Annotated in this window: 19 protein-coding genes; 17 read left to right on the top strand and 2 right to left on the bottom strand. The window is 66.9% G+C overall.

Annotation, left to right across the window (positions count from 1 at the left end):
* Window positions 1-64 precede the first annotated feature (64 nt).
* The 7 genes from AC1Q7H_RS16410 to msrQ all read left to right on the top strand — a co-directional run bounded on the left by AC1Q7H_RS16410 (window position 65) and on the right by msrQ (window position 7,349).
* The gene (locus AC1Q7H_RS16410; protein WP_492378272.1) at window positions 65-2,251 is read left to right on the top strand and encodes a cytochrome c biogenesis protein ResB; all 2,187 of its coding nucleotides are present in this window, start codon (window positions 65-67) and stop codon (window positions 2,249-2,251) included.
* A 49-nt stretch (window positions 2,252-2,300) separates the two neighbouring features.
* Window positions 2,301-3,470, top strand: coding sequence for a c-type cytochrome biogenesis protein CcsB (gene ccsB / locus AC1Q7H_RS16405; RefSeq protein ID WP_153955135.1), 1,170 nt, complete (start codon window positions 2,301-2,303; stop codon window positions 3,468-3,470).
* 159 nt (window positions 3,471-3,629) lie between these two features.
* Window positions 3,630-4,058 carry a COG4315 family predicted lipoprotein gene (locus AC1Q7H_RS16400; protein ID WP_013958233.1) on the top strand — a complete coding sequence of 143 codons (429 nt, stop codon included), beginning with the start codon at window positions 3,630-3,632 and terminating at the stop codon, window positions 4,056-4,058.
* 30 nt (window positions 4,059-4,088) lie between these two features.
* Window positions 4,089-4,631 carry an RNA polymerase sigma factor gene (locus AC1Q7H_RS16395; protein ID WP_013958232.1) on the top strand — a complete coding sequence of 181 codons (543 nt, stop codon included), beginning with the start codon at window positions 4,089-4,091 and terminating at the stop codon, window positions 4,629-4,631.
* Window positions 4,628-5,470 (top strand): anti-sigma factor family protein, encoded by an 843-nt coding sequence (locus AC1Q7H_RS16390; protein WP_041228210.1) that lies wholly within the window; start codon window positions 4,628-4,630, stop codon window positions 5,468-5,470. Before AC1Q7H_RS16395 ends, AC1Q7H_RS16390 begins: the two co-directional genes overlap by 4 nt.
* A gap of 179 nt (window positions 5,471-5,649) precedes the next feature.
* Window positions 5,650-6,651 (top strand): protein-methionine-sulfoxide reductase catalytic subunit MsrP, encoded by a 1,002-nt coding sequence (gene msrP, locus AC1Q7H_RS16385; protein ID WP_153955115.1) that lies wholly within the window; start codon window positions 5,650-5,652, stop codon window positions 6,649-6,651.
* Complete coding sequence (gene msrQ, locus AC1Q7H_RS16380; RefSeq protein WP_492381478.1) at window positions 6,651-7,349, top strand: protein-methionine-sulfoxide reductase heme-binding subunit MsrQ; 699 nt, start codon at window positions 6,651-6,653, stop codon at window positions 7,347-7,349. The genes msrP and msrQ overlap by 1 nt, the downstream gene beginning before the upstream one ends.
* 21 nt (window positions 7,350-7,370) lie before the next feature.
* Here msrQ and lysA read toward each other — a convergent pair whose 3' ends face one another.
* Complete coding sequence (gene lysA, locus AC1Q7H_RS16375; protein ID WP_211980375.1) at window positions 7,371-8,630, bottom strand: diaminopimelate decarboxylase; 1,260 nt, start codon at window positions 8,628-8,630, stop codon at window positions 7,371-7,373.
* A 381-nt stretch (window positions 8,631-9,011) separates the two neighbouring features.
* Here lysA and cyaY point away from each other — a divergent pair, with 381 nt between their 5' ends.
* Complete coding sequence (cyaY, locus tag AC1Q7H_RS16370) at window positions 9,012-9,347, top strand: iron donor protein CyaY (RefSeq protein WP_010812358.1); 336 nt, start codon at window positions 9,012-9,014, stop codon at window positions 9,345-9,347.
* Between the two features lie 71 nt (window positions 9,348-9,418).
* On the opposite strand, the gene AC1Q7H_RS16365 is transcribed toward cyaY, so the two are convergent.
* A complete protein-coding gene (locus tag AC1Q7H_RS16365; protein ID WP_211980374.1) occupies window positions 9,419-11,791 on the bottom strand; it encodes a penicillin-binding protein 1A in 2,373 nt (790 codons plus the stop codon).
* A gap of 402 nt (window positions 11,792-12,193) precedes the next feature.
* Between AC1Q7H_RS16365 and pilM the strand changes: the two genes are divergently transcribed.
* From pilM to AC1Q7H_RS16320, 9 genes are all read left to right on the top strand, one after another.
* Entirely contained in the window at window positions 12,194-13,264 is a 1,071-nt protein-coding gene (gene pilM, locus AC1Q7H_RS16360) for a type IV pilus assembly protein PilM (RefSeq protein WP_035820419.1), read from the top strand.
* 17 nt (window positions 13,265-13,281) lie between these two features.
* Entirely contained in the window at window positions 13,282-13,941 is a 660-nt protein-coding gene (locus AC1Q7H_RS16355) for a PilN domain-containing protein (protein WP_492381477.1), read from the top strand.
* Between the two features lie 2 nt (window positions 13,942-13,943).
* Window positions 13,944-14,615, top strand: coding sequence for a type IV pilus inner membrane component PilO (locus AC1Q7H_RS16350; RefSeq protein WP_114132203.1), 672 nt, complete (start codon window positions 13,944-13,946; stop codon window positions 14,613-14,615).
* Window positions 14,612-15,163: a pilus assembly protein PilP gene (locus AC1Q7H_RS16345; protein ID WP_013958223.1), complete on the top strand. Its 552-nt coding sequence runs from the start codon at window positions 14,612-14,614 to the stop codon at window positions 15,161-15,163. The genes AC1Q7H_RS16350 and AC1Q7H_RS16345 overlap by 4 nt, the downstream gene beginning before the upstream one ends.
* Window positions 15,160-17,286, top strand: coding sequence for a type IV pilus secretin PilQ (locus AC1Q7H_RS16340; RefSeq protein ID WP_492381476.1), 2,127 nt, complete (start codon window positions 15,160-15,162; stop codon window positions 17,284-17,286). The genes AC1Q7H_RS16345 and AC1Q7H_RS16340 overlap by 4 nt, the downstream gene beginning before the upstream one ends.
* A 345-nt stretch (window positions 17,287-17,631) precedes the next feature.
* Window positions 17,632-18,192, top strand: a complete 561-nt coding sequence (locus tag AC1Q7H_RS16335) for a shikimate kinase (protein ID WP_211982343.1) — start codon at window positions 17,632-17,634, stop codon at window positions 18,190-18,192.
* Window positions 18,189-19,295: a 3-dehydroquinate synthase gene (aroB, locus tag AC1Q7H_RS16330; RefSeq protein WP_211980372.1), complete on the top strand. Its 1,107-nt coding sequence runs from the start codon at window positions 18,189-18,191 to the stop codon at window positions 19,293-19,295. The genes AC1Q7H_RS16335 and aroB overlap by 4 nt, the downstream gene beginning before the upstream one ends.
* 48 nt (window positions 19,296-19,343) lie before the next feature.
* Window positions 19,344-20,480, top strand: a complete 1,137-nt coding sequence (locus tag AC1Q7H_RS16325) for a deoxyguanosinetriphosphate triphosphohydrolase (protein ID WP_013958219.1) — start codon at window positions 19,344-19,346, stop codon at window positions 20,478-20,480.
* 101 nt (window positions 20,481-20,581) lie between these two features.
* Window positions 20,582-21,307 carry a transposase gene (locus AC1Q7H_RS16320; RefSeq protein ID WP_211980371.1) on the top strand — a complete coding sequence of 242 codons (726 nt, stop codon included), beginning with the start codon at window positions 20,582-20,584 and terminating at the stop codon, window positions 21,305-21,307.
* Window positions 21,308-21,580: the final 273 nt, after the last annotated feature.

Genomic DNA, 21,580 nt, shown 5'->3' with positions numbered 1-21,580 from the left:
TTGCCAAAGCATGTCCGCCCTTTTTTCATTTCCAAGCCGCACGTTGTTTTAGGTTTCCCTGCACATGTCGACCGCTTCCACTTCAGGGCTGCACCTGAAGACCTCTCACCGCGTGCTGCGCGACGCGGTCGAATTGTTGTCCTCGATGCGCTTTGCGATCGCGCTGCTGACGGTGATCTCCATCGCCAGCGTGATCGGCACCGTGCTCAAGCAGAACGAGCCGTATCCCAACTACGTCAACCAGTTCGGGCCGTTCTGGGCCGATGTGTTCCATACGCTGTCGCTGCAGAAGGTCTACGGGTCCTGGTGGTTCCTGCTGATCCTGGCCTTTTTGGTGGTGTCGACCAGCCTCTGCCTGATCCGCAACGCGCCCAAGATGGTGGCGGACATGCGCTCGTGGAAGGACCATGTGCGCGAGCGCAGCCTGCGCGCCTTCCATCACCGCGGCGAATTCGACGGCGCGCGCCCGCGCACCGAGGCGGTGAGCCGCCTGTCGGCGCTGCTGCGCAACCGCGGCTACCGCCTCAAGGCGGTCGAGCATGACGGCGCCACGCTGCTGGCGGCCAAGGCCGGCGCGGCCAACAAGGCCGGCTATATCCTGGCGCACACCGCTATCGTGGTGATCTGTATTGGCGGCCTGCTGGATGGCGACCTGCTGATCCGCGCGCAGATGTGGGTGGGCGGCAAGTCCCCGATCAGCGGCAACGCGGTCATCAGCGAGATCCCGCCGCAGCACCGGCTGTCGGCGAGCAACCCGGGCTTTCGCGGCAACGCTTACGTGCCCGAGGGCTCGACCGTGTCCACCGCCATCCTGAACATCGCCGACGGGGCGCTGGTGCAGGACCTGCCGTTCGCGATCACGCTGAAAAAGTTCAAAGTCGATTTCTACGAGACCGGCATGCCCAAGCTGTTTGCCTCGGATGTGGTCGTGACCGACCGCGCCACCGGCAAGCAGACCGAGGCCACCATCAAGGTGAACGAGCCGCTGATCGTCGACGGCATCGCCATCTACCAGTCCAGCTTCGAGGACGGCGGCTCGCGCCTGAAGTTCGTCGGCTACCCGATGCAGGGCAGCGGCCACGCCACCTTCACCATCGATGGCGCGGTGGGCGGCAACAAGCCGCTGGCGGGCACCGGCACCAGCGCCGACAGCGAAGGCCTGACGGTCGAGTTCAGCGACTTCCGGCTGATGAATATCGAGAACGTCACCGATGCCTCGGGCAAGCCCGACGCGCGCGGCGTGGCGCGCAAGTCCTTCAACGAGACGCTGGAGAAGCACCTGGGCGCCGCCGCCAGCACCGACCGCGCCAAGACGCTGCGTAACGTCGGCCCGTCGGTGCAGTACAAGCTGCGCGACCGCACCGGCCAGGCGCGCGAGTACAACAACTACATGGTGCCGGTGCAGATGGACGGCCAGTCGGTGTTCCTGGCCGGCATGCGCGAATCGCCCAGCGAACAATTCCGCTATCTGCGCATCCCCGCCGACGACCAGGGCAGCGTGGCCGACTGGATGCGCCTGCGCGCCGCGCTGCAGGACCGCGCGCTGCGCGGCGAGGCCGCGCGCCGCTTTGCGCTGGCGTCGATGCCAGGCGATGACAAGGCCGACCTGCGCCGCCAGCTGGCGGAAAGCTCGCTGCGTGCGCTCGACCTGTTCGCCGGCGCCACGCGGCCCTCGCCGGATTCGCCCCCGGGCGGCTTCACCGCGATCGCGGCCTTCCTGGAGAAATCCGTGCCCCCGGCCGAGCAGCAGAAGGCGGCCGACGTGCTCCTGAAGATCCTGAACGGCTCGATGTGGGAGCTGTGGCAGCTGGCGCGCGCCCAGGACAAGCTGCCGGTGGTGGCCAACAGCGCCCAGAGCGGCACCTTCCTGCAGCAGGCCATCAACGCGCTGTCGGACAGTTTCTTCTACGGCGCGCCGGTGTTCCTGCAGCTCGACGACTTCAAGGAGATCAAGGCCAGCGTGTTCCAGTTGACCCGTGCGCCGGGCAAGAACATCGTGTATCTTGGCTGTCTGCTGCTGGTGCTGGGCGTGTTCGCGATGTTCTATATCCGTGAGCGCCGGGTCTGGATCTGGGTGAAGGACAAGCCCGCCGAGGGCGACACCGAGCCTGGCAGCCATGTGCTGATGGCGATGTCGACTCAGCGCCGCACGATGGATTTCGAAAAGGAATTCACGGCGCTGCGCGACGATATCGGCCGCGCCGCAGGGGGCCGCAGCGATGCGCCCGGGCCCGCCGGCACTCCCCACTGAATTGAGCAGGTACGCTATGTCCTCAAATGTGAACCAGGCCGGTCCCGCCATGCGCGGCACCACGCGCGCCGACACCGGCGCGGCTGACGAGGCCTATCTCGAACCTTCCTTCCTGCGCCGCCTGACCTGGGTGGACTGGCTCTTTGCGCTGGCGCTGGCGGTTGGCGCCGGCGTGGCGCTGTCGCAATACGGGCAGTGGATGGACGGCTACGACAAGGCCGTGCTGATCGGCGCCGTGCCTACCTTCGCGCTGCTCGGCTGGCACTGGAAGGCGGTGCGCCCGCTGATGCTGGCGCTCACCGCGCTGTCGCTGTTCGCGATCCAGCTCTACCAGGGGCAGCTGGCGCGCGCGGACCAGGCCTTCTTCCTGAAGTATTTCCTGTCGAGCCAGTCGGCCATCCTGTGGATGAGCGCACTGGTATTCCTGTCCACGCTGTTCTACTGGCTCGGGCTGGCGACGCGCTCGGACACGGGCTACAGCATCGGCAGCAAGCTGTGCTGGGGCGCGGTGGTGCTGGGCTTCACCGGCCTGCTGGTGCGCTGGTATGAGTCCTACCTGATCGGCACTGACATCGGCCATATCCCCATTTCCAACCTGTATGAAGTGTTCGTGCTGTTCACGCTGATCACTTCGCTGTTCTACCTGTACTACGAAGGCCGCTACGCCACGCGCGCGCTGGGCCCGTTCGTGATGCTGGTGGTGTCGGCCGCGGTGGGCTTCCTGCTGTGGTACACGGTCAGCCGCAATGCGCAGGAGATCCAGCCGCTGGTGCCGGCGCTGCAAAGCTGGTGGATGAAGATCCACGTGCCGGCCAACTTTATCGGCTACGGCACCTTTGCGCTGGCGGCAATGGTCTCGGTAGCCTACCTGCTCAAGCAGCGCGGCATCCTGGCCGAGCGCCTGCCATCGCTGGAGCTGCTTGATGATGTGATGTACAAGGCAATCGCGGTCGGCTTTGCCTTCTTCACCATTGCCACCATCCTGGGCGCACTGTGGGCGGCCGAGGCCTGGGGCGGCTACTGGAGCTGGGACCCGAAGGAAACTTGGGCGCTGATCGTCTGGCTGAACTACGCGGCGTGGCTGCACATGCGGCTGATGAAGGGCCTGCGTGGCACGGTGGCGGCCTGGTGGGCGCTGGTCGGCCTGCTGGTGACGACCTTCGCGTTCCTGGGCGTCAACATGTTCCTGTCGGGACTGCACAGCTACGGCGAACTGTGACGCGGCCTCATGCTGCAATGCAAAAACCTGCCTCCGGGCAGGTTTTTTTTCGTCTTTTTTTAATTTTTTTGGACGCCAAAGGAATAAAGGCATCACATCCGGTGTTTACTTGAGGAGCGGTGCCGGTTGGCGGCACCGGTTTGCATGGAGAACAAGATCATGGCAAGTCCGCGTCGTAACGCTGCAGCATCCCTCGTTCGTCCCGCCGCGCTCGCGCTCGGCTGCGCGGCGGTCCTGCTCGCCGGCTGTGCCGGTATGGGCGGCACTGCCGGCAATATGCCGCCCACGGTGAAGGTGACCAGTGGCGTGCTGACCGATCCGCAGGGCCTGACGCTGTACACCTTCGACCGCGACACCGCCGGCAGCGGCAAGAGCGCCTGCAACGGCCCGTGCGCCACCAACTGGCCGCCGCTGATGGCAGCACCTGGCACCAATGCGTCAGGACAGTACACCATCATCACGCGCGAGGACGGCGGCAAGCAGTGGGCGTACCGCGGCATGCCGCTGTACCGCTTTGCCAAGGACGCCAAGCCGGGCGACCGCGCCGGCGACAACCTCAACAACGTCTGGCACGTGGCCAAGCCCTGACGCTTCAGCAGCCACCACCGCAGCCACGGCATGGAAGGGTTTGACGGCCAGCTCGTCGCGCTGGCGCCGCGGCTGCGGCGCCATGCGCGCGGCCTCACCGGCGACGCGGCGCTGGCCGACGACCTGGTGCAGGACACGCTCGAGCGCGCGCTGCGCTACCGCTGGCGCTTCCGCCTGCGCCCCGGCGCCTGGTGGGGCGACGGCGCCGATGGCCTGCTGCCGTGGCTGCTGACCCTGATGCACCGCCTGCGCCTGAATACCGTGCGCAGGAAGGAACTGGTGGTCACCACCGATACGCTGCCCGAGGTCAGCGCCCCCGCTGACGACCCCGGCCTGCGCCGCGACCTGGTGCAGGCGCTGGCGCAACTGCCGGAGGCGCAGCGCGCGGTGCTGCTGCTGGTCAGCCTGGAGCAACTGACGTATGCGGAGGCCGCGCGCGTGCTCGACGTGCCGCAGGGTACGGTCATGTCGCGCCTGGCGCGGGCGCGCGAGCAGATGCGCCGGCTGCTCGACGGCAAGGCGCCCGCTGCCGCGCCGGCGGCTTCCGGCAAGCCCCTGCAGCGGGTGAAATGATGTCCGCCATCCACGAAGCCGATCTCCACGCCTACGCCGATGGCCAGCTTTCCGGCGCGCGCCGTGCGGCCGTGGAGGCGTACCTGGCGCAGCACCCGGACGCGGCGGCGCAGGTTGCCGCCTGGCGCCGGCAGGCCGATGCCTTGCACGGGGGGCTGGATCCGATATTGAACGAACCGGTGCCGCTCGCGGCCTTGCCGCCCGGGCTGCATGGCGATGGCCGGCGCGACAACGCGCGACTACGGCGGCCGCGCTGGACCATGGCGCTGGCGGCCACCTGCGCGTCGGTGGCGCTGCTGTCTGTCGGCGGCGTTCTCGGCTGGCTGGCCCATGGCCGCCTTGGCGGCGTGTCCGTGGCGATGGCGCCCGGCGAGCGCTTTGCGCGCGAGGCGCTGGCCACGCACGCGGTCTACGCTCCGGAAATGCGCCACCCGGTGGAAGTCGCGGCGACGGAAGAGGCCCACCTGATCGCATGGCTGTCCAAGCGCCTGGGCAAGGCGCTGCAGGTGCCGGACCTGCGCGCGCAGGGCTTCCACCTGATCGGCGGCCGGCTGGGCGTGGCCGAGGGCGGCCCGTCGGCCATCCTGATGTATGAAGCGGACGACGGTACGCGCCTGTCGCTGCAGCTGCGGCGCATGGCACAGGGCACGCCCGATACGGGCTTCCGCGTCGAGCGCATGCCAGGCGCGGGCACCAGGCGGCCAGCCCCCGGCCGCGACCCAATGATGGCCTTCTACTGGATCGACCGCGACCTCGGCTTTGCGCTGGCGGGCCCGCTGGAACGGGCGCGGCTGCTGACGCTGGCGCAGGTGGTGTACCAGCAATACCAGGGCGGATAGCCGGGCGCGAGGTGCAGGCGGCACATTGCGTGCGTCTGACGCCTCATGACCCGCGGCATTCCGACGCAGGCACAAAAAACTGTCAGGACTGGCCCGCACTCTCCGACCAAGGCCAGAGTCCAATTCTGCAAGCGTGTTGGCGCAACCGGCGCCGGCACGGCCAGGCAACGAGGAAAACCATGCTGATCCCTTCCCCCAAATGGCTGCGCGGCGGCGATATCGCCGCCAGCGAGATCACGCCCCGTCACGTCTTCGAAGCGCGCCGCCGCGTGCTGGCGCTGGCCGCCGCCGGCGCCGCCGGGAGCACGCTGGCGCCGTGGTTTGCGCGCCAGGCCCTGGCGCAGGGGCAGCACGGCCACAAGCTGGCCGCCACACCCAACAACGCCTACATCATCACCGACAAGCGCACGCCCTTCGAGGATGTCACCACCTACAACAACTTCTACGAATTCGGCACCGACAAGTCCGACCCGGCGCGCAACGCCGGCACGCTGCGCCCGCGCCCGTGGCAGGTGTCGGTGGAAGGGCTGGTGAAGAAGCCCAAGGTCTATGACCTGGACGAGCTGATGAAGCTGGCGGCAATGGAAGAGCGCGTCTACCGCCTGCGCTGCGTGGAGGGCTGGTCGATGGTGATCCCGTGGGTCGGCTACCCGCTGGCCGAGCTGATCCGGCGCGTCGAGCCGCAGCCTGGTGCCAGGTACATCCAGTTCATCACGCTGGCCGACAAGAAGCAGATGCCCGGCGTCAGCAGCGGCGTGCTCGACTGGCCGTACAGCGAGGGCCTGCGCATGGACGAGGCCATGCACCCGCTGGCGCTGCTGACCTTCGGCCTGTATGGCGAGGCCCTGCCCAACCAGAATGGCGCGCCGGTGCGCATGGTGGTGCCGTGGAAGTATGGCTTCAAGAGCGCCAAGTCGATCGTGAAGATCCGCTTTGTCGACAAGCAGCCGCCCACCAGCTGGAACCTGGCCGCGCCACAGGAGTACGGCTTCTATTCGAACGTGAACCCGGACGTGGACCATCCGCGCTGGAGCCAGGCCACCGAGCGCCGCATCGGCGAGGAGCGCGGCAGCGGCTTTGGCGCGTTGTTCGCACCCAAGCGCAAGACCCTGCCGTTCAATGGCTACGGCCAGCAGGTCGCCTCGCTGTACCAGGGCATGGACCTGAAGAAGTTCTTCTGATGCAAGGCGAACACATGGCTACCTCATCCACCAGCGCCGCCGCCGTGGCGGCGCGCAAGCCGGTCGGCCTGGCCACGTTGTCGCCGCAGCGCGTGCGCGCGCTCAAGCTTGCGCTCTGGCTGCTGGCGCTGCTGCCGTTCGTACGGCTGCTGTACCTGGGTGCCACGGAACAGTTCGGCGCCAATCCGCTTGAATTCGTGACCCGCTCCACCGGCACCTGGACGCTGGTGATGTTGTGCCTGACGCTGACCATCACCCCGCTGCGCCGCCTCACTGGCTGGAACTGGCTGATCAAGCTGCGGCGCATGCTGGGCCTGTTTGCGTTCTTCTACGGCCTGCAGCACTTCCTGCTGTGGATCGGGGTGGATCGCGGTTTTGACCTCGCCTACATGATCAAGGACGTGTACAAGCGGCCCTTCATTACGGTCGGTTTCTCTGCCTTCATGCTGATGATCCCGCTGGCGCTGACTTCGACTAACGGCATGGTGCGCTGGCTGGGCGGCAAGCGCTGGCAGGCGCTGCACAAGCTGGTCTATGCGATCGCCGTGCTGGCCATCCTGCACTACTGGTGGCACAAGGCGGGCAAGAACGACTTTGGCGAAGTGTCGATCTACGCCGCGGTGGTGTTCGTGCTGCTGGGGATGCGGCTGTGGTGGCGGCTGCGCAAGCCCGCGGGGGCGCGCCAGCCCGCCGCGTAGGCGGGCCGGGCGTTTTGGGATTCAGTCCTGCAGCAGGCGTTCGTCGCGGAACAGGTCCTCGACCAGTTCGCGCTCGCGCACCAGGTGCACCGTGGCGCCATCGACCATCACTTCGGCGGCACGCGGGCGGGTGTTGTAGTTGGAGCTCATGGTGAAGCCGTAGGCACCGGCCGACATCACTGCCAGCAGGTCGCCCGGCTGCACCGCCAGCGCGCGGTCGCGGCCCAGCCAGTCGCCCGATTCGCACACCGGGCCGACGATGTCGTAGGTCACCGCTTGCGCGTCGCGCCGCACCACCGGCTCGATGCGGTGGTAGGCCTCGTACATCGCCGGGCGTGCCAGGTCATTCATGGCGGCATCGACGATGCAGAAGTTCTTGGCCGCGCCGGGCTTGAGGAACTCCACCTGCGTCAGCAGCACGCCGGCGTTGCCCACCAGCGAGCGGCCCGGCTCGAACAGCACCTCGCGGTGGCCGTGACCGCGCGCGGCCACGCGTTCCAGCAGCGTAGTGGCAAAGCCGGTGATGTCCGGCGGGGTTTCGTCGGTGTAGGTGATGCCCAGGCCGCCGCCAACGTCGATATGCTCCAGGCGGATGCCGTCGCGCTCCAGCGCCTCGACCACGTCCAGCACCTTGTCCAGCGCTTCAAGATAGGGCTCCACCTCAGTGATCTGCGAACCGATATGGCAGTCGATGCCGGTCACTTCCAGGTGCGGCAGCGCGGCCGCGGCGCGGTAGGTCGGCAGTACGTCCTCGAAGGCGATGCCGAACTTGTTGCCCTTCAGGCCGGTGGAGATATACGGGTGCGTCTTCGCATCAACGTCCGGATTGATGCGAAGCGACACGCGCGCACGCTTGCCCATGCGGCCGGCCACTTCGTTCAGGCGGTCCAGCTCGGGGATCGACTCGACATTGAAGCAGCGCACGTCGTGTGCCAGCGCCAGTTCCATTTCCGCCGCGCTCTTGCCCACGCCGGAGAACACCACCTTGCGCGGGTCGCCGCCGGCGGCCAGCACGCGCTTGAGCTCGCCGCCCGAGACGATGTCGAAGCCGGCACCGAGCTTGGCAAACACCTGCAGCACCGCCAGGTTGGAGTTTGCCTTCATGGCGTACTGGACCTGCGCCTTGCGGCCCTGGCAGGCGGCGGCGTAGGCCTGGTAGGCAGCGGTCAGCGCCGCGCGCGAGTACACATAGGTCGGCGTGCCGAATTCAGCGGCAATGCGCGCCAGCGGCACCTGCTCGACGGCAAGCGCGCCGTCCTGGCGATGGAAAAATGCGGTCATGGTTATCGGGTGGTGGGGGCGGCAGGGGACGAGGCCGGTTGCGTGGCGGGGGCAGGGGTGGAGGGCGGGGCCGGCATGGCATCGGCGCGGCCCAGGCCCGGATCCGTCACGGTCGGCGGGGTCGGCTCGGGTGGCACTTTGGGCATGGTCAGCGGCCCGCGGATGCCGCATCCGCCCAGTAGGGGCATCGCAAGGGCGGCGGCAAACGCCGATACAATCGCAACACGACGCAGCATCGGGTCGTCCTTTAGGCTGTTGGCAAGGCGTTGGATGGCCCGACGCGCAACGGCCGGGCATCCGAAGGATTCTTAACAAAAAAGCCGTTCGCGCCACGTACGCCCGGTCCGGGCAGCGGCGGCAACGGCGGTCTCGGAGTTTAGCATGCCCCCCTTGAGCGAAAGCGAGTTCCTGGCCCTGGCCACGCAGGAGCTGGACCGCATCGAAGCCACGGTCGAGGCGGCCGCCGACGCGGCCGACGCCGATATTGAGATCAGCCGTACCGGCAACGTGATGGAGCTGGAGTTCGAGAACGGCACCAAGATCATCATCAACAGCCAGGCGCCGATGCAGGAGCTGTGGGTGGCCGCGCGCGCCGGCGGCTTCCACTTCCGCCGCGACGGCGAGCGCTGGATCGACACCCGCAACGGCGGCGAGCTGTACGCGGCGCTGTCGGGCTACGTCAGCGAGCAGGCCGGCGCGGCCCTCACGCTGGGCTGACGCAAAGCCTGCCTCGCGGGCAAAAGAAAAGCCGGCCTCGTGGCCGGCTTTCTGCTGTCTGGCGGCCGTGATCAGGCGCCGCCGAACATCTCCAGGATCTTCTTCTTCTCGGCCTCGGTGTCGGCCGGCGCGGTGGCCGATTCCTCCTGCTTGCCCGGCCACGGATCGCCCAGGCCCACCGAAGCCACGCCGGCGCCGCCGGCGTTCTCTTCGAAGGTCCAGTCGCCGCCCACCATCAGCACGCCTTCCGGCGCAGGGCGCTCGGGCGACTCCGGCACGCCCTTGAGCGCCTTGCTCATGTAGCCCACCCAGATCGGCAGGGCCAGGCCGCCACCGGTTTCGCGCACGCCCAGGCTCTTGGGCTGGTCGTAGCCCATCCAGGCGATCGCCACCAGGTTGGGCGTGTAGCCGGCGAACCAGGCATCGACCGCGTCGTTGGTGGTGCCGGTCTTGCCCGCCAGGTCGTTGCGGCCCAGGCGCTGCTTGGCGCTGTTGGCGGTGCCCATGCGCACCACGTCGCGCAGCATGGTGTCGGCGATAAAGGCGGTGCGTGCGTCCAGCACCCGCACCGCGTCGCTGCCGGCGCGCTGCGGCTGGGTTTCGGAGATCACGTTGCCGCGCGCGTCCACCACCTTCTGGATCAGGTACGGGTTGACGCGGTAGCCGCCGTTGGCGAACACCGAGTACGCGCCTGCCATCTGCAGCGGCGTCACGGCGCCCGAACCCAGCGCCATCGGCAGGTAGGCCGGGTGCTTGTCCGCCTCGAAGCCGAAGCGCGTGATGTAGTCCTGCGCGTACTGCGTGCCGATCGCGCGCAGGATCCGCACCGAGACCAGGTTCTTGGACTTGGCCAGCGCGCGGCGCATGGTCATCGGGCCCTCGAAGCGGCCGTCATAGTTCTTCGGTTCCCACACCTGGCCGCCGGTATCGGGGCCGATCGTCAGCGGCGCGTCGTTGATCACCGTGGCCGGCGAGAAGCCCTTTTCCAGCGCGGCCGAGTAGATGAACGGCTTGAAGCTGGAACCCGGCTGGCGCCAGGCCTGGGTCACGTGATTGAACTTGTTGCGGTTGAAGTCGAAGCCGCCCACCATCGAACGGATCTCGCCGTCCTGCGGGTTGATCGACACGAACGCCGCGGCCACTTCCGGCAGCTGGGTCACCGACCAGTCGCGTTTCTCGTCCTGGGTCACGCGGATGACCGCGCCGGGGCGCATCTTCATCTTGGGTTGCGCGTTGGACGACAGCGACGGCGAGATAAAGCGCAGCGCCGGGCCTTCGATGGTTGCCACTTCGCCGGATAGCAGCGTCGCCTTCACCTGCCTGGCCGACACGCTGGTGACCACGGCCGAGCGCAGGTCGCCGCTGCCGGGGTGCTCGACCAGCGCATCGTCGATGGCCTGCTCGCGCTCGGCCGGGTCAGAGGGCAGGTCGATAAAGGCTTCGGGGCCGCGGTAGCCGTGCTTGCGCTCGTAGTTCATGATGCCGGAGCGCACGGACTCATAGGCGGCGTCCTGGTCCGGCTTGGTCAGCGTGGTGTAGACCGTCAGGCCGCGCGTGTAGGTTTCTTCGCGGTACTGCGCGTACATCAGCTGGCGCACGATCTCGGCGACGTACTCGGCGTGGGTGGAGAACTCGTTGCCCTCGGTGCGCACCTTCAGCTCGGCATGCACCGCCTGCTCGTACTGGTCGGGCGTGATATAGCCCAGGTCGCGCATGCGCTGCAGGATGTACTCCTGGCGCACCTTGGCGCGGCGCGGGTTGACCACCGGGTTGTACGCCGACGGCGCCTTGGGCAGGCCGGCCAGCATGGCGGCCTCGGCCGGCGTCACGTCGCGCACCGACTTGCCGAAATACACGCGCGCGGCGCTGTCGAAGCCATAGGCGCGCTGGCCCAGGTAGATCTGGTTCATGTACAGCTCGAGGATCTGGTCCTTGCTCAGATTGGCCTCGATCTTGTACGCCAGCAGCATCTCATAGATCTTGCGCGTGTAGGTCTTCTCGCTGGACAGGAAGAAGTTGCGCGCCACCTGCATGGTGATGGTGGAGGCGCCCTGCGACAGCCCGCCGCGCAGGTTGGCCAGCCCGGCGCGCAGCACGCCGACGAAGTCGACGCCGCCGTGCTCGTAGAAGCGGTCGTCCTCGATCGCCAGGACCGCCTTTTTCATCACGTCCGGAATCTCGGCGATGGGCACGAAGTTGCGCCGCTCTTCGCCGAATTCGCCGATCAGCACATTGTCCGCGGTGTAGATGCGCAGCGGGATCTTGGGCCGGTAGTCGGTGATGGTGTCCAGCGATGGCAGGTTGGGCGCAGCCACCAGCAGCGCGTAGCCAAGCAGCAGCGCGATCACGACGGCTCCGGCGACAACCAGTCCGACCGCCCCGAACATGAGCCGCGCCCAGATCGAGCGGCGGGCAGGGTGGGACTTGTGTTGTGCGGTGGCCATAAGGGAAATACCTAGTCAGGGGTGCCCGGGATTATATCTTCCGGCATAGGCCCGTCCGGGCGTACAGTGGTGCGGGCGCCGCTATCGCGCTGTTACAAGATGTAATGTGGCGAATGCTGGCATGCACGGCGACGTTGCATGCAGCTAAAGGCGTACGGGCGGGCGCACAAGCGCGCACGGAAGGGAACCCGACGACCGTGGGGTTTTGGCAACGGATTGGCGAGGGGCTTCTCAAAAAGAACTCGGCGCCAGTTCGGCACATTGCCACCGATGCTGGATTTTGTGAGAATCGACCAACATAAAAGAGCAAACGTTTCATTCAAGAAACAAGGCTCGCCCGATTAGAGCGTTCAAGCCAGGGGCGAGTTCAAAAGTCAGGGGGTCACCTTGCGTCGGGGCATTTTGTCGGGGCTTCTACGCCGGACTACGGTCGGTGTGGATATCGGGTCGTCCAGTGTCAAGGTAGTCGAGCTGTCCGTAGGGGGCAGCAGGCAAGATTACCGGCTGGAAAAATGCGCCAGCGAACTGCTGGACCGCAACGCCGTTGCCGATGGCAACGTCATCAATATCGAGGCCGTCGGGATCGCGCTCAAACGCGCGCTGGGCAAGGCCGGCATCCGTTCGAAGGACGTGGTGCTGGGCGTGCCGTCCATGCTGACGGAGTCACAGACGGTCAGCCTGCCGGACAACCTGTCCGAAGACGAGCTGTATTCCCAGGTCGAATCCGAGGCGCACCGGCTTTATCCGCCGTCGCAGGCGGTCAACTTCGACTTCGCCGTAATCGGCCCCAGCGAGACCGAAGGCGGCATCGGCGTGCGCGTCACGGCGGCCAACAGCGACCGCGTGCAGGAGCGCGTGACCGCGGCCGAGATGGCCGGGCTCAAGCCCCAGGTCATGGATGTCGAGGAATACGCGGTGCAGCGCTCGATCGTACAGATGCTGGGCGTTCCGCATGAGATGCCCGAGGCCGATGCGCGCGCGCTGCCGGTGGTGGCGGTGATCCACCTGGGCGGCAGCCGTTCCAAGGCAATCTTCTACCAGGGCTGGAAAGAACTCTACGAGCAGCCGCTGAACAGCTACGGCGATCAGCTCACGCAGAGTGCGGCGCGCATGTTCACCCTCGACGCGCTCAAGGCCGAGATCAAGAAACGCAAGAACACGCTGCCTGAAGCCTGGCGCGCGCAGCTGCTCAAGCCGTCGCTGGATGCACTGGCGATGGAAGTGCAGTCCGCGGTCGGCAACTTCATCGCCAGTTCCAGCCTGGGCCGGGTCGACGAGATCCTGCTCTCGGGCGGGCATGCGTCGCTGCTCGGCGTGCAATCGGCGATCCAGCACCAGACCAAGATCACCACCACGCTGGCGAACCCGTTCGCCAACATGGCGACCAACGCCAAGGTCAACGAGCGCTACCTGCAGCGCGACCTGCCGGCGTATATCGTCAGTGCCGGCCTGGCCCTGCGCGGCCTGCAATAACGCACCGGAGGCATCAGATGTCTACGAACACACTGCCTTCGGTCAACCTGCTGCCTTACCACGAAGCCCGCAAGGCAGCACGCCGCAAGAAGGTCTATACGATGCTGGCCGGCGCCGCAGTGGCTGGCGCTGCCGTGGTGCTGCTGGGTGGCTACTATATCGACGGGCGCATCGCTTCGGTGGTCGCGCTCAACCAGGTATTGAGCGCTGAGAACGCCAAGCTGGACGGGCAGATCCGCGAGGTCAACAGCCTGAAGAAGGACATCGACGCGCTGCTGCAGCGCCAGAAGGCCGTTGAAAGCCTGCAGACCGAGCGCAACCGCCCGGTGCAGCTGCTTGAGGAACTGGTGCGGCAGGTGCCAGAAGGCGTCTACCTGACCAGCCTGAAGCAGACCGGCGAGGCCTTCACCATCGCGGGCGTGGCGCAGTCCAACGAGCGCATTTCCGAGCTGCTGCGCAACCTGAGCGGGGTGGCCTGGCTGGACAAGGCCGAGCTGGTCGAATCCAAGGCCGTCACCATGACCAACAACCTGCGCGAGCAGCGCCGGTTGTTCGAGTTCTCGATGCGCTTCACGTATCGCGCGCCGGAAGCGGCGGCCGACGGCAAGAAGACCGTGCCGGGCGCCTCCGCACCCGCAGCCGCCCCAGTTCCCGCACCCGCAGCCGGAAAGGCCTGACCATGGCGCTCAATACTGAAATCAACCTGGCCGACCTGACCGGCCAGTTCCGCGGGCTCAACCTGAGCGAACCGGAGACGTGGCCGGCCGCGCCGCGCGTGCTGTTCGCGGTGCTGGCCGCGGCCGTGGTGCTGCTGCTGGGCTGGCAGTTCTACTGGAGCGCCAGGTTCGACGAACTCGACCGCCAGCGCCAGGAGCAGGAAAGCCTGAAGCAGGCGTACCAGTCCAAGGTGGCGCAGGTGGCCAACCTGGACGCGCTGCGCGAGCAGAAGAAGCAGGTGGAGCAGCGCGTGGCGCTGCTGGAGCGGCAGCTGCCCAACAAGGCCGAAATGGATGCACTGCTGGCCGACGTCAACCACGCCGGCGTCGCACGCGGGCTGCAGTTCGAGCTGTTCAAGCCGCAGGGGGCGGTGATCAAGCCCTACTTCGCCGAGATCCCGGTGAACCTGCGCGTGACCGGGCGCTACCACGAGGTGGCGCAGTTCAATGCCGACGTGGCGGCACTGTCGCGGATCGTCTCGATGCAGAACCTGCAGCTGGCCAATACCAAGGATGGCGGGATGTCGATGGAGGCGGTGGCGATGGCCTACCGCGCGCTCGACCCGGACGAGCAGGCCGCGCAGCGCAAGGCCGCGGCAGCCGCTGCGGCAGCCAAGGCAGGAGGTGCCAAATGAGCCGCACCGCGCGTACCCGCAGCCTCGCCTGGACCACGGCGCCACGCACGTTCGCGGCGGCGGCGCTGGCCGTCGGCCTGCTGGGCGCCTGCGGCGCCAGCGATGAAGACGCCTTGCGCCAGTGGATGGATGCCACCCGCAGCGCGCGCGCCAAGCCGCCCGAGCCGCTGCCCGACGCCCGGCCCTATGTGCCGCGCGAGTACGCCGCAGCCAAGGCGCCCGAGCCGTTCGCGCAGGCCAAGATCGGCGAGCTGAACAAGACGCTGGCGGATTCGCCCGAAGCCGGGCGGCGCCGCGAGCCGCTGGAGGACTACCCGCTCGAGAACTTCAAGATGCTCGGGATGATGATGAAGCACGGGGAGACCTTCGGCATCGTGCGGGTTGATAACAAGATCCACCATGTCAAGGTGGGTCAGTATCTCGGCCAGAGCTATGGCCGGGTGGTCCGCATCACCGATCAGGAGATCGTGCTGCGCGAATTGGTCCGGGAGGGGGTATCAGAGTGGAAAGAGAAAATGACCAGCCTGAAGCTGGAGGTGGCGGCATGACCCTTACGCGCTGGTACCGTGCGCTTGCGGGCGCCGCAAAGACAACGATGGCGCTGTTGCTGGTGATTGCCGCGCCGGCCGCGCTGGCACAGAGCAACCGGATCAAGGCGGTTGACGTCAGCATGGTCGGGGAGCAGACCGTGTTCACGATCGAGCTCGAACGGCCGCTGGCGCAGAAGCCGGCGGATTTCACCACGCAGAACCCGGCACGGCTCGCGATCGATTTCTTCGATACCGGCTTTGCCAACCGGCGCGCGCAGTACGACTACGGCGGCAAGCTGGTCAAGTCCGCCAACGTGGTGCAGATCGGCGACCGTACCCGCGTGATCCTCGACCTCACGCGCAACGCCACCTATCGCACCGACCAGCGCGGCAACTACTTCGTGGTGGCGCTGGATAACGTGGCGCCGGCGCTCAAGAACGCCGCGCCCACGTTTGCGCCGGCGGCGACGCCTGCAGCCGCTGCGGCGCGGCCGTCGGTGCGCAATGTCGACTTCCGCCGCGGTGCCGATGGCGCCGGGCGCGTGGTGGTGGACCTGTCCTCGCGCGATTCGGGCATCAATATCGCGCAGCAGGGCAAGAACGTCGTGGTCGATTTCCTCGGCACCACGCTGCCAGACAACCTGCGGCGTCGCTTCGACGTCAGTGACTTCGGCACGCCGGTGCAGGGCATGCATGCCTCGGACGCCAACGGCAACGCGCGCCTGACGATCGAGCCGCGCGGCAACTGGGAATACAGCTCGTACCAGACCGATACCCAGTTCGTGGTAGAGGTGCGCCCGGTCAAGGAAGACCCGACCAAGCTGATCAGTGGCCCGGGCTACCGCGGCGAGCGCCTGTCGCTGAACTTCCAGAACATCGACATCCGCTCGCTGCTGCAGGTGTTCGCCGATTTCACCAACCTGAACATCATCACCAGCGAAAGCGTGCAGGGCAACATCACGTTGCGCCTGAAGGACGTGCCGTGGGACCAGGCGCTGCAGATCGTGATGGATGCCAAGGGCCTGGCCTCGCGCCGCAACGGCAATGTGCTGTGGGTAGCGCCCAAGGCGGAGCTGCAGACCAAGGAGAAGCTGGAGCTGGAGTCGCAGCAGCAGATCAGTGACCTGGAGCCGATCCGCAGCCAGGTGTTCCAGCTCAACTACCAGCGTGCCGAAGACGTGCGCAAGATGCTGCTGGGCCTGGGGGCGGGCGGCGGTGCTGCTGCGGCGGCGCCCATTGGCGTGGCAGGGGCGGCGGGCGCCAGCACGCGCATGCTGTCCAAGCGCGGTTCGCTGACGGCCGATGCGCGCACCAACCAGCTCTTCGTCTCGGATATCGCCACCAAGCTGGAGGAGGTGCAGAACTTCATCGGCAAGATCGACATCCCGGTGCGCCAGGTGATCATCGAGGCGCGTATCGTCGAGGCCACCGATACCTTCAGCCGCAACCTGGGCGTGAAGCTGGGCTTTGCCGGGCAGTACAACAACGCCAAGGTCGGCAACACCTACAACAACGTGCTGCCGGGCTCCACCTCGGACAACGGCCCGTTCCTGAGCCTGCCGGCAGGCGCCATCAACGGCACCAACCCGGCCAATATCGCGGTGAGCCTGTTCAACAGCGCCGCCACGCGTTTCCTGGCGCTGGAGCTGTCGGCACTGGAAGCGGACGGCAAGGGCAAGATCATCTCCAGCCCGCGCGTGGTCACGGCCAACAACATCAAGGCGCTGATCGAGCAGGGTACCGAGCTGCCGTACCAGGCGGCGACCTCCAGTGGCGCGACCTCGGTGCAGTTCCGCAAGGCCAACCTGAAGCTGGAAGTGACGCCGCAGATCACGCCCGAAGGCAATGTGCTGCTCGATGTGGACGTGAACAAGGACAGCGTGGGCATCCAGACCACCTCGGGCTTTGCCATCGACACCAAGCACGTGCAGACCCAGGTGCTGGTGGAGAACGGCGGCACGGTGGTGATCGGCGGCATCTACACCCAGACCGAGTCCAACGACACCGACAAGGTGCCGCTGCTGGGCGATATCCCGGTGCTGGGCAACCTGTTCAAGAGCAACGCCAAGGTGCGCAACCGCACCGAGCTGCTGGTGTTCCTGACCCCGCGCATCCTGAACGAGAGCGTGTCGCTCAGGTAGGGACATGGCGTCCGGAGGCGCCGGATACAGTAGACTGGCAGGCCGCATCGAGGGATGCGGCCTTTTTTTGCGCGTCGCGGGAGGCCCGGAGGCGGCCCTGGGACGGGCCAGCCATGTGGGCCATGCCGCATTCGCCACTTGCCGGCCGCGCCACAACATAAGAAGATGATGCAGTTCCCAACCGGGGAGGACGGCCCACATGCCACGCTCCCGAACGACAGTCCAGTGACAGCCTCAGCGACAGGCCCGGCGGCACAGCGCCAGGCCCAGGATCGGCGCGACGCCGATCGATCCGACTCCGAGCGACCGGAATCCGATCGACCCAACCTCTTTTTCGTCGGCCTGATGGGCGCCGGCAAGACCACCGTTGGCCGCACGGTGGCGCGGCGCCTGCACTATCCGTTTTTCGATTCCGACCATGAACTGGAAGCGCACTGCGGTGTGCGCATCCCGGTGATCTTCGAAGTCGAGGGCGAAGCCGGCTTCCGCGACCGCGAGGCCGCAATGATCCGCGAGCTGGCCGCGCGCCAGGGCATCGTGCTGGCCACCGGCGGCGGCGCCGTGCTGCGCGCCGAGAACCGCGAGGTGCTGAAGGCCCGCGGCACGGTCGTATACCTGCGCGCCAGCCCGCACGACCTGTGGCTGCGCACCCGCCACGACCGCAACCGCCCGCTGCTGCAGACCGAGGACCCCAAGGGCAAGCTCGAGGCGCTCTATGCCGAGCGCGACCCGCTTTACCGCGAGGTCGCGGACTTCATCATCGAAACCGGCAAGCCCTCGGTGGCGCAGCTTGCTAATATGGTGTTGATGCAACTTGAAATGGCCGGTTTCCCGATCGATCCCCCGCAGCCGGCCTCCGCGCCGCCGGAAGCGTCGGAGCCGCCGGCGCAGGACCCCAATCCATGATTACGCTTGAAGTCGACCTGGGCGAGCGCAGCTACCCCATCCATATCGGTACCGGCCTGCTGGACAACGCCGAACTGCTGCGCCCGCACGTGCGCGGCCAGCACGCCGTCATCGTCACCAATGAAACCGTGGGGCCGCTGTACGCGGCGCGGGTGGAAGCCAGCCTGAAGGCGCTCGGCAAGACCGTGCGCACCGTGACGTTGCCCGACGGCGAAGCCTTCAAGCACTGGGAAACGCTGAACCGGATCTTCGACGCGCTGCTGCAGGCCGGCGCCGACCGCAAGACCACGTTGGTCGCGCTGGGCGGCGGTGTGGTGGGCGACATGACCGGGTTTGCCGCCGCCTGCTACATGCGCGGCGTGCCTTTCATCCAGATGCCGACCACGCTGCTGGCGCAGGTGGATTCGTCGGTGGGCGGCAAGACCGGCATCAACCATCCGCTGGGCAAGAACATGATCGGCGCGTTCCACCAGCCCAACGCGGTGATCGCCGACATCGACACGCTGCGCACGCTGCCCCCGCGCGAGCTGGCCGCCGGCATGGCCGAGGTCATCAAGCACGGCGCGATCGCCGATGCCGAGTACTTCGGTTGGATCGAGCGCAACATCAAGCCGCTGAATGCCTGCGACCCGGACCTGATGGCGCTCGCCGTGCAGCGCTCCTGCGAGATCAAGGCTGGCGTGGTGGCCCAGGACGAGCGCGAGGGCGGCCTGCGCGCCATCCTCAATTTCGGCCACACCTTCGGCCATGCGATCGAGGCCGGCATGGGCTACGGCGCCTGGCTGCACGGCGAGGCCGTCGGCTGCGGCATGGTGATGGCCGCCGACCTGTCGCACCGGCTGGGCTTTATCGACACTGAAACCCGCGCCCGCATCCGCGAGCTGACGCAGGCCGCCAACCTGCCCGTGGTGGCGCCGGAACTCGGTGCCGACCGCTATATCGAACTGATGAAGGTCGACAAGAAGGCCGAGGCGGGGAGCATCAAGTTCATCCTGCTGAAGCAGCTCGGCGAAGCGTTCATCACCACCGTGCCGGACGCTGACCTGCGCGCCACGCTCGCGCACGCCGTGCTCAAACCTCCCACCGAGGCCCCGGTCGCCTGACCGATCGGTTATGCCTCGCCACCCCGCCCCAGCCACCGGACGCGCCGCATGACCGACTTTGAAAGCCATCTCGCCCCTTACGCCGCCCGCTCTGCGCAGACGCGCGGGCGGGTGCATGCCGAACCCGCATCGCTGTCGCGCAGCGAATTCCAGCGCGACCGCGACCGGGTCATCCACAGCACGGCGTTCCGGCGGCTCGAGTACAAGACCCAGGTCTTCGTCAACCATGAAGGGGACCTGTTCCGCACCCGGCTGACCCACAGCCTGGAGGTGGCGCAAATCGCCCGCTCGATCGCGCGCAACCTGCGCCTCAATGAAGACCTGGTCGAGGCGATCTCGCTGGCGCACGACCTGGGGCACACCCCCTTCGGCCACGCTGGGCAGGATGCGCTCAATACCTGCATGAAGAACCATGGTGGCTTCGAGCACAACCTGCAGAGCCTGCTGGTGGTGGACGAGCTGGAAGAGCGCTACGGCGGCTTCAACGGGCTGAACCTGACCTTCGAGACGCGCGAGGGCATCCTCAAGCATTGCTCGCGGGTCAATGCCTCGGCGCTGGGCGAGCTGGGCCGGCGCTTCCTGGAGGGCACGCAGCCGTCGCTGGAGGCGCAGCTGGCCAACTTGGCCGATGAGATCGCCTACAACAACCACGATATCGACGACGGCCTGCGCTCGGGGCTGCTGACGCTGGAGCAGCTGGACGAGGTGCCGATGTGGGCCCGCCACCGCGCCGAGGTGGCCGCTGTCTTCCCCGCCGTCAACGGCCGGCGCGCCATCAACGAGACGGTCCGGCGCATGATCAATACGCTGATCGTCGACCTGATCGAGACCACCAGCCGCAATATCGCCGCGGCCAACCCGCGCAATATCGACGCGGTGCGCGCCGCCGGCCCGCTGGTCGGCTTCAGCCCGCAGATGCATGAAGAAGCGGCCGAACTCAAGCGCTTCCTGTTCCGGCACCTGTACCGGCACTATCTGGTGATGCGCATGTCGGCCAAGGCGCAGCGCATTGTCGGTGACCTGTTCCAGGCCTTCATGTCCGACCCGCGCCTGCTGCCGCCGCAGTACCAGGCCAGCCATGGGGGCGACCAGTCGCGGCTGATTGCCCACTACATCGCGGGCATGACCGACCGCTACGCGATCCGCGAGCACCGCCGCATCTTCGCCGTCAGCGAAGGCAACTGACGGCCGCGTTCGGGCTGGCCCTCCGATCGGCGCGCCAGCCTGCCGCATAAGTGGGGACGGATCAGGCTATCATGTGGGCATCAATGCTCGCATGACCTGTCATGGCACGCCTTCCCCGCTTTTCCCCCGCCGGTCTTCCCGCCCTGGTGTTGCAGCGCGGCAACAACCGCCAGCCCGTGTTCCTGGGGCCGGACGACTACCTGCACTACCTCGACTGCCTGCGCATGGCCGCGCGCGAGCATGACCTTGCCATCCACGCCTACGCGCTGCGGCCCAACCACGTGCACCTGGTGGCCACGCCCAAGGAGGCAGACTCGCTGAGCCTGACCATGCAGGCGGTGGGGCGGCGCTATGCGCGCTACTTCAACCGGGTGGCCAGCCGCACCGGCACGCTGTGGGAAGGGCGCTTCCGTTCCGCGGTGTTCGATCCCGCCCGGTGGATGCTGCCGGCGATGCTCTATGTCGAGGGTAACGCGCTGCGCGCGGGGGAGGTGACCACCCCCGAGGCCGATTGCTGGAGCAGTTACCACCATCACGCCGGCATCGAGGCCAGCCCGTTTGTGAGCGACCACTCCGCGTACTGGGAGCTGGGCAATACGCCGTTCGAGCGGCAGTCGAACTACCGGATGCTGACCGCCGAGGGCCTGTCGGGCAAAACTCTGGAGACACTGCGCGGCCATGCCCATAGCGGCTGGCCGCTTGGCGACGAAGCGTTCCTGGCCCAATTGGAGCGGCATGCAACGCGGCGCGTGCAGCCGTTGCCGAAAGGACGCCCCAAAAAGGTGCAAGCCGCATCATCGAATGGGTCAGAATCGCCGCAAAATTAATATGTCCCTATTTAAATGGATCACGGAAATGGTGCGTAACTTAATGTGATCTGACCCCATTTAAAAATTTTGCGAGACGAACGCGATTCCCATATAGTTGCTCCACCCACAGTCATTGTGCGGCGCGTCACGCTCGTGTACGCCGCTGCGGCCCGCTGACAGCTTCGTCCCCATTTTCCGTCCCGCCGGTTTCCGGTTTGGGTGGAGGAATAAAGAAAACGAGAAAGCGCGCGGTCCCCGTTCCGGTACGCCCAGCCAGTTCGCGCAGCCTTC

The organism is Cupriavidus sp. GW823-FHT06D04, assembly GCF_058795055.1.
The sequence above is the reverse complement of the archived record's forward strand: the minus strand, read 5'-3'. Positions and strand labels throughout refer to the sequence as shown.

What these genes read in the sequence shown, in the direction of transcription:
- AC1Q7H_RS16410 (WP_492378272.1), top strand. Translation starts at nt 65, where the DNA reads ATGTCGACCGCTTCCACTTCAGGGCTGCACCTGAAGACCTCTCACCGC.
- ccsB (WP_153955135.1), top strand. Translation starts at nt 2,301, where the DNA reads ATGCGCGGCACCACGCGCGCCGACACCGGCGCGGCTGACGAGGCCTAT.
- AC1Q7H_RS16400 (WP_013958233.1), top strand. Translation starts at nt 3,630, where the DNA reads ATGGCAAGTCCGCGTCGTAACGCTGCAGCATCCCTCGTTCGTCCCGCC.
- AC1Q7H_RS16395 (WP_013958232.1), top strand. Translation starts at nt 4,089, where the DNA reads ATGGAAGGGTTTGACGGCCAGCTCGTCGCGCTGGCGCCGCGGCTGCGG.
- AC1Q7H_RS16390 (WP_041228210.1), top strand. Translation starts at nt 4,628, where the DNA reads ATGATGTCCGCCATCCACGAAGCCGATCTCCACGCCTACGCCGATGGC.
- msrP (WP_153955115.1), top strand. Translation starts at nt 5,650, where the DNA reads ATGCTGATCCCTTCCCCCAAATGGCTGCGCGGCGGCGATATCGCCGCC.
- msrQ (WP_492381478.1), top strand. Translation starts at nt 6,651, where the DNA reads ATGCAAGGCGAACACATGGCTACCTCATCCACCAGCGCCGCCGCCGTG.
- lysA (WP_211980375.1), bottom strand. Translation starts at nt 8,630, where the DNA reads ATGACCGCATTTTTCCATCGCCAGGACGGCGCGCTTGCCGTCGAGCAG.
- cyaY (WP_010812358.1), top strand. Translation starts at nt 9,012, where the DNA reads ATGCCCCCCTTGAGCGAAAGCGAGTTCCTGGCCCTGGCCACGCAGGAG.
- AC1Q7H_RS16365 (WP_211980374.1), bottom strand. Translation starts at nt 11,791, where the DNA reads ATGGCCACCGCACAACACAAGTCCCACCCTGCCCGCCGCTCGATCTGG.
- AC1Q7H_RS16355 (WP_492381477.1), top strand. Translation starts at nt 13,282, where the DNA reads ATGTCTACGAACACACTGCCTTCGGTCAACCTGCTGCCTTACCACGAA.
- AC1Q7H_RS16350 (WP_114132203.1), top strand. Translation starts at nt 13,944, where the DNA reads ATGGCGCTCAATACTGAAATCAACCTGGCCGACCTGACCGGCCAGTTC.
- AC1Q7H_RS16345 (WP_013958223.1), top strand. Translation starts at nt 14,612, where the DNA reads ATGAGCCGCACCGCGCGTACCCGCAGCCTCGCCTGGACCACGGCGCCA.
- AC1Q7H_RS16340 (WP_492381476.1), top strand. Translation starts at nt 15,160, where the DNA reads ATGACCCTTACGCGCTGGTACCGTGCGCTTGCGGGCGCCGCAAAGACA.
- AC1Q7H_RS16335 (WP_211982343.1), top strand. Translation starts at nt 17,632, where the DNA reads ATGGGCGCCGGCAAGACCACCGTTGGCCGCACGGTGGCGCGGCGCCTG.
- aroB (WP_211980372.1), top strand. Translation starts at nt 18,189, where the DNA reads ATGATTACGCTTGAAGTCGACCTGGGCGAGCGCAGCTACCCCATCCAT.
- AC1Q7H_RS16325 (WP_013958219.1), top strand. Translation starts at nt 19,344, where the DNA reads ATGACCGACTTTGAAAGCCATCTCGCCCCTTACGCCGCCCGCTCTGCG.
- AC1Q7H_RS16320 (WP_211980371.1), top strand. Translation starts at nt 20,582, where the DNA reads ATGGCACGCCTTCCCCGCTTTTCCCCCGCCGGTCTTCCCGCCCTGGTG.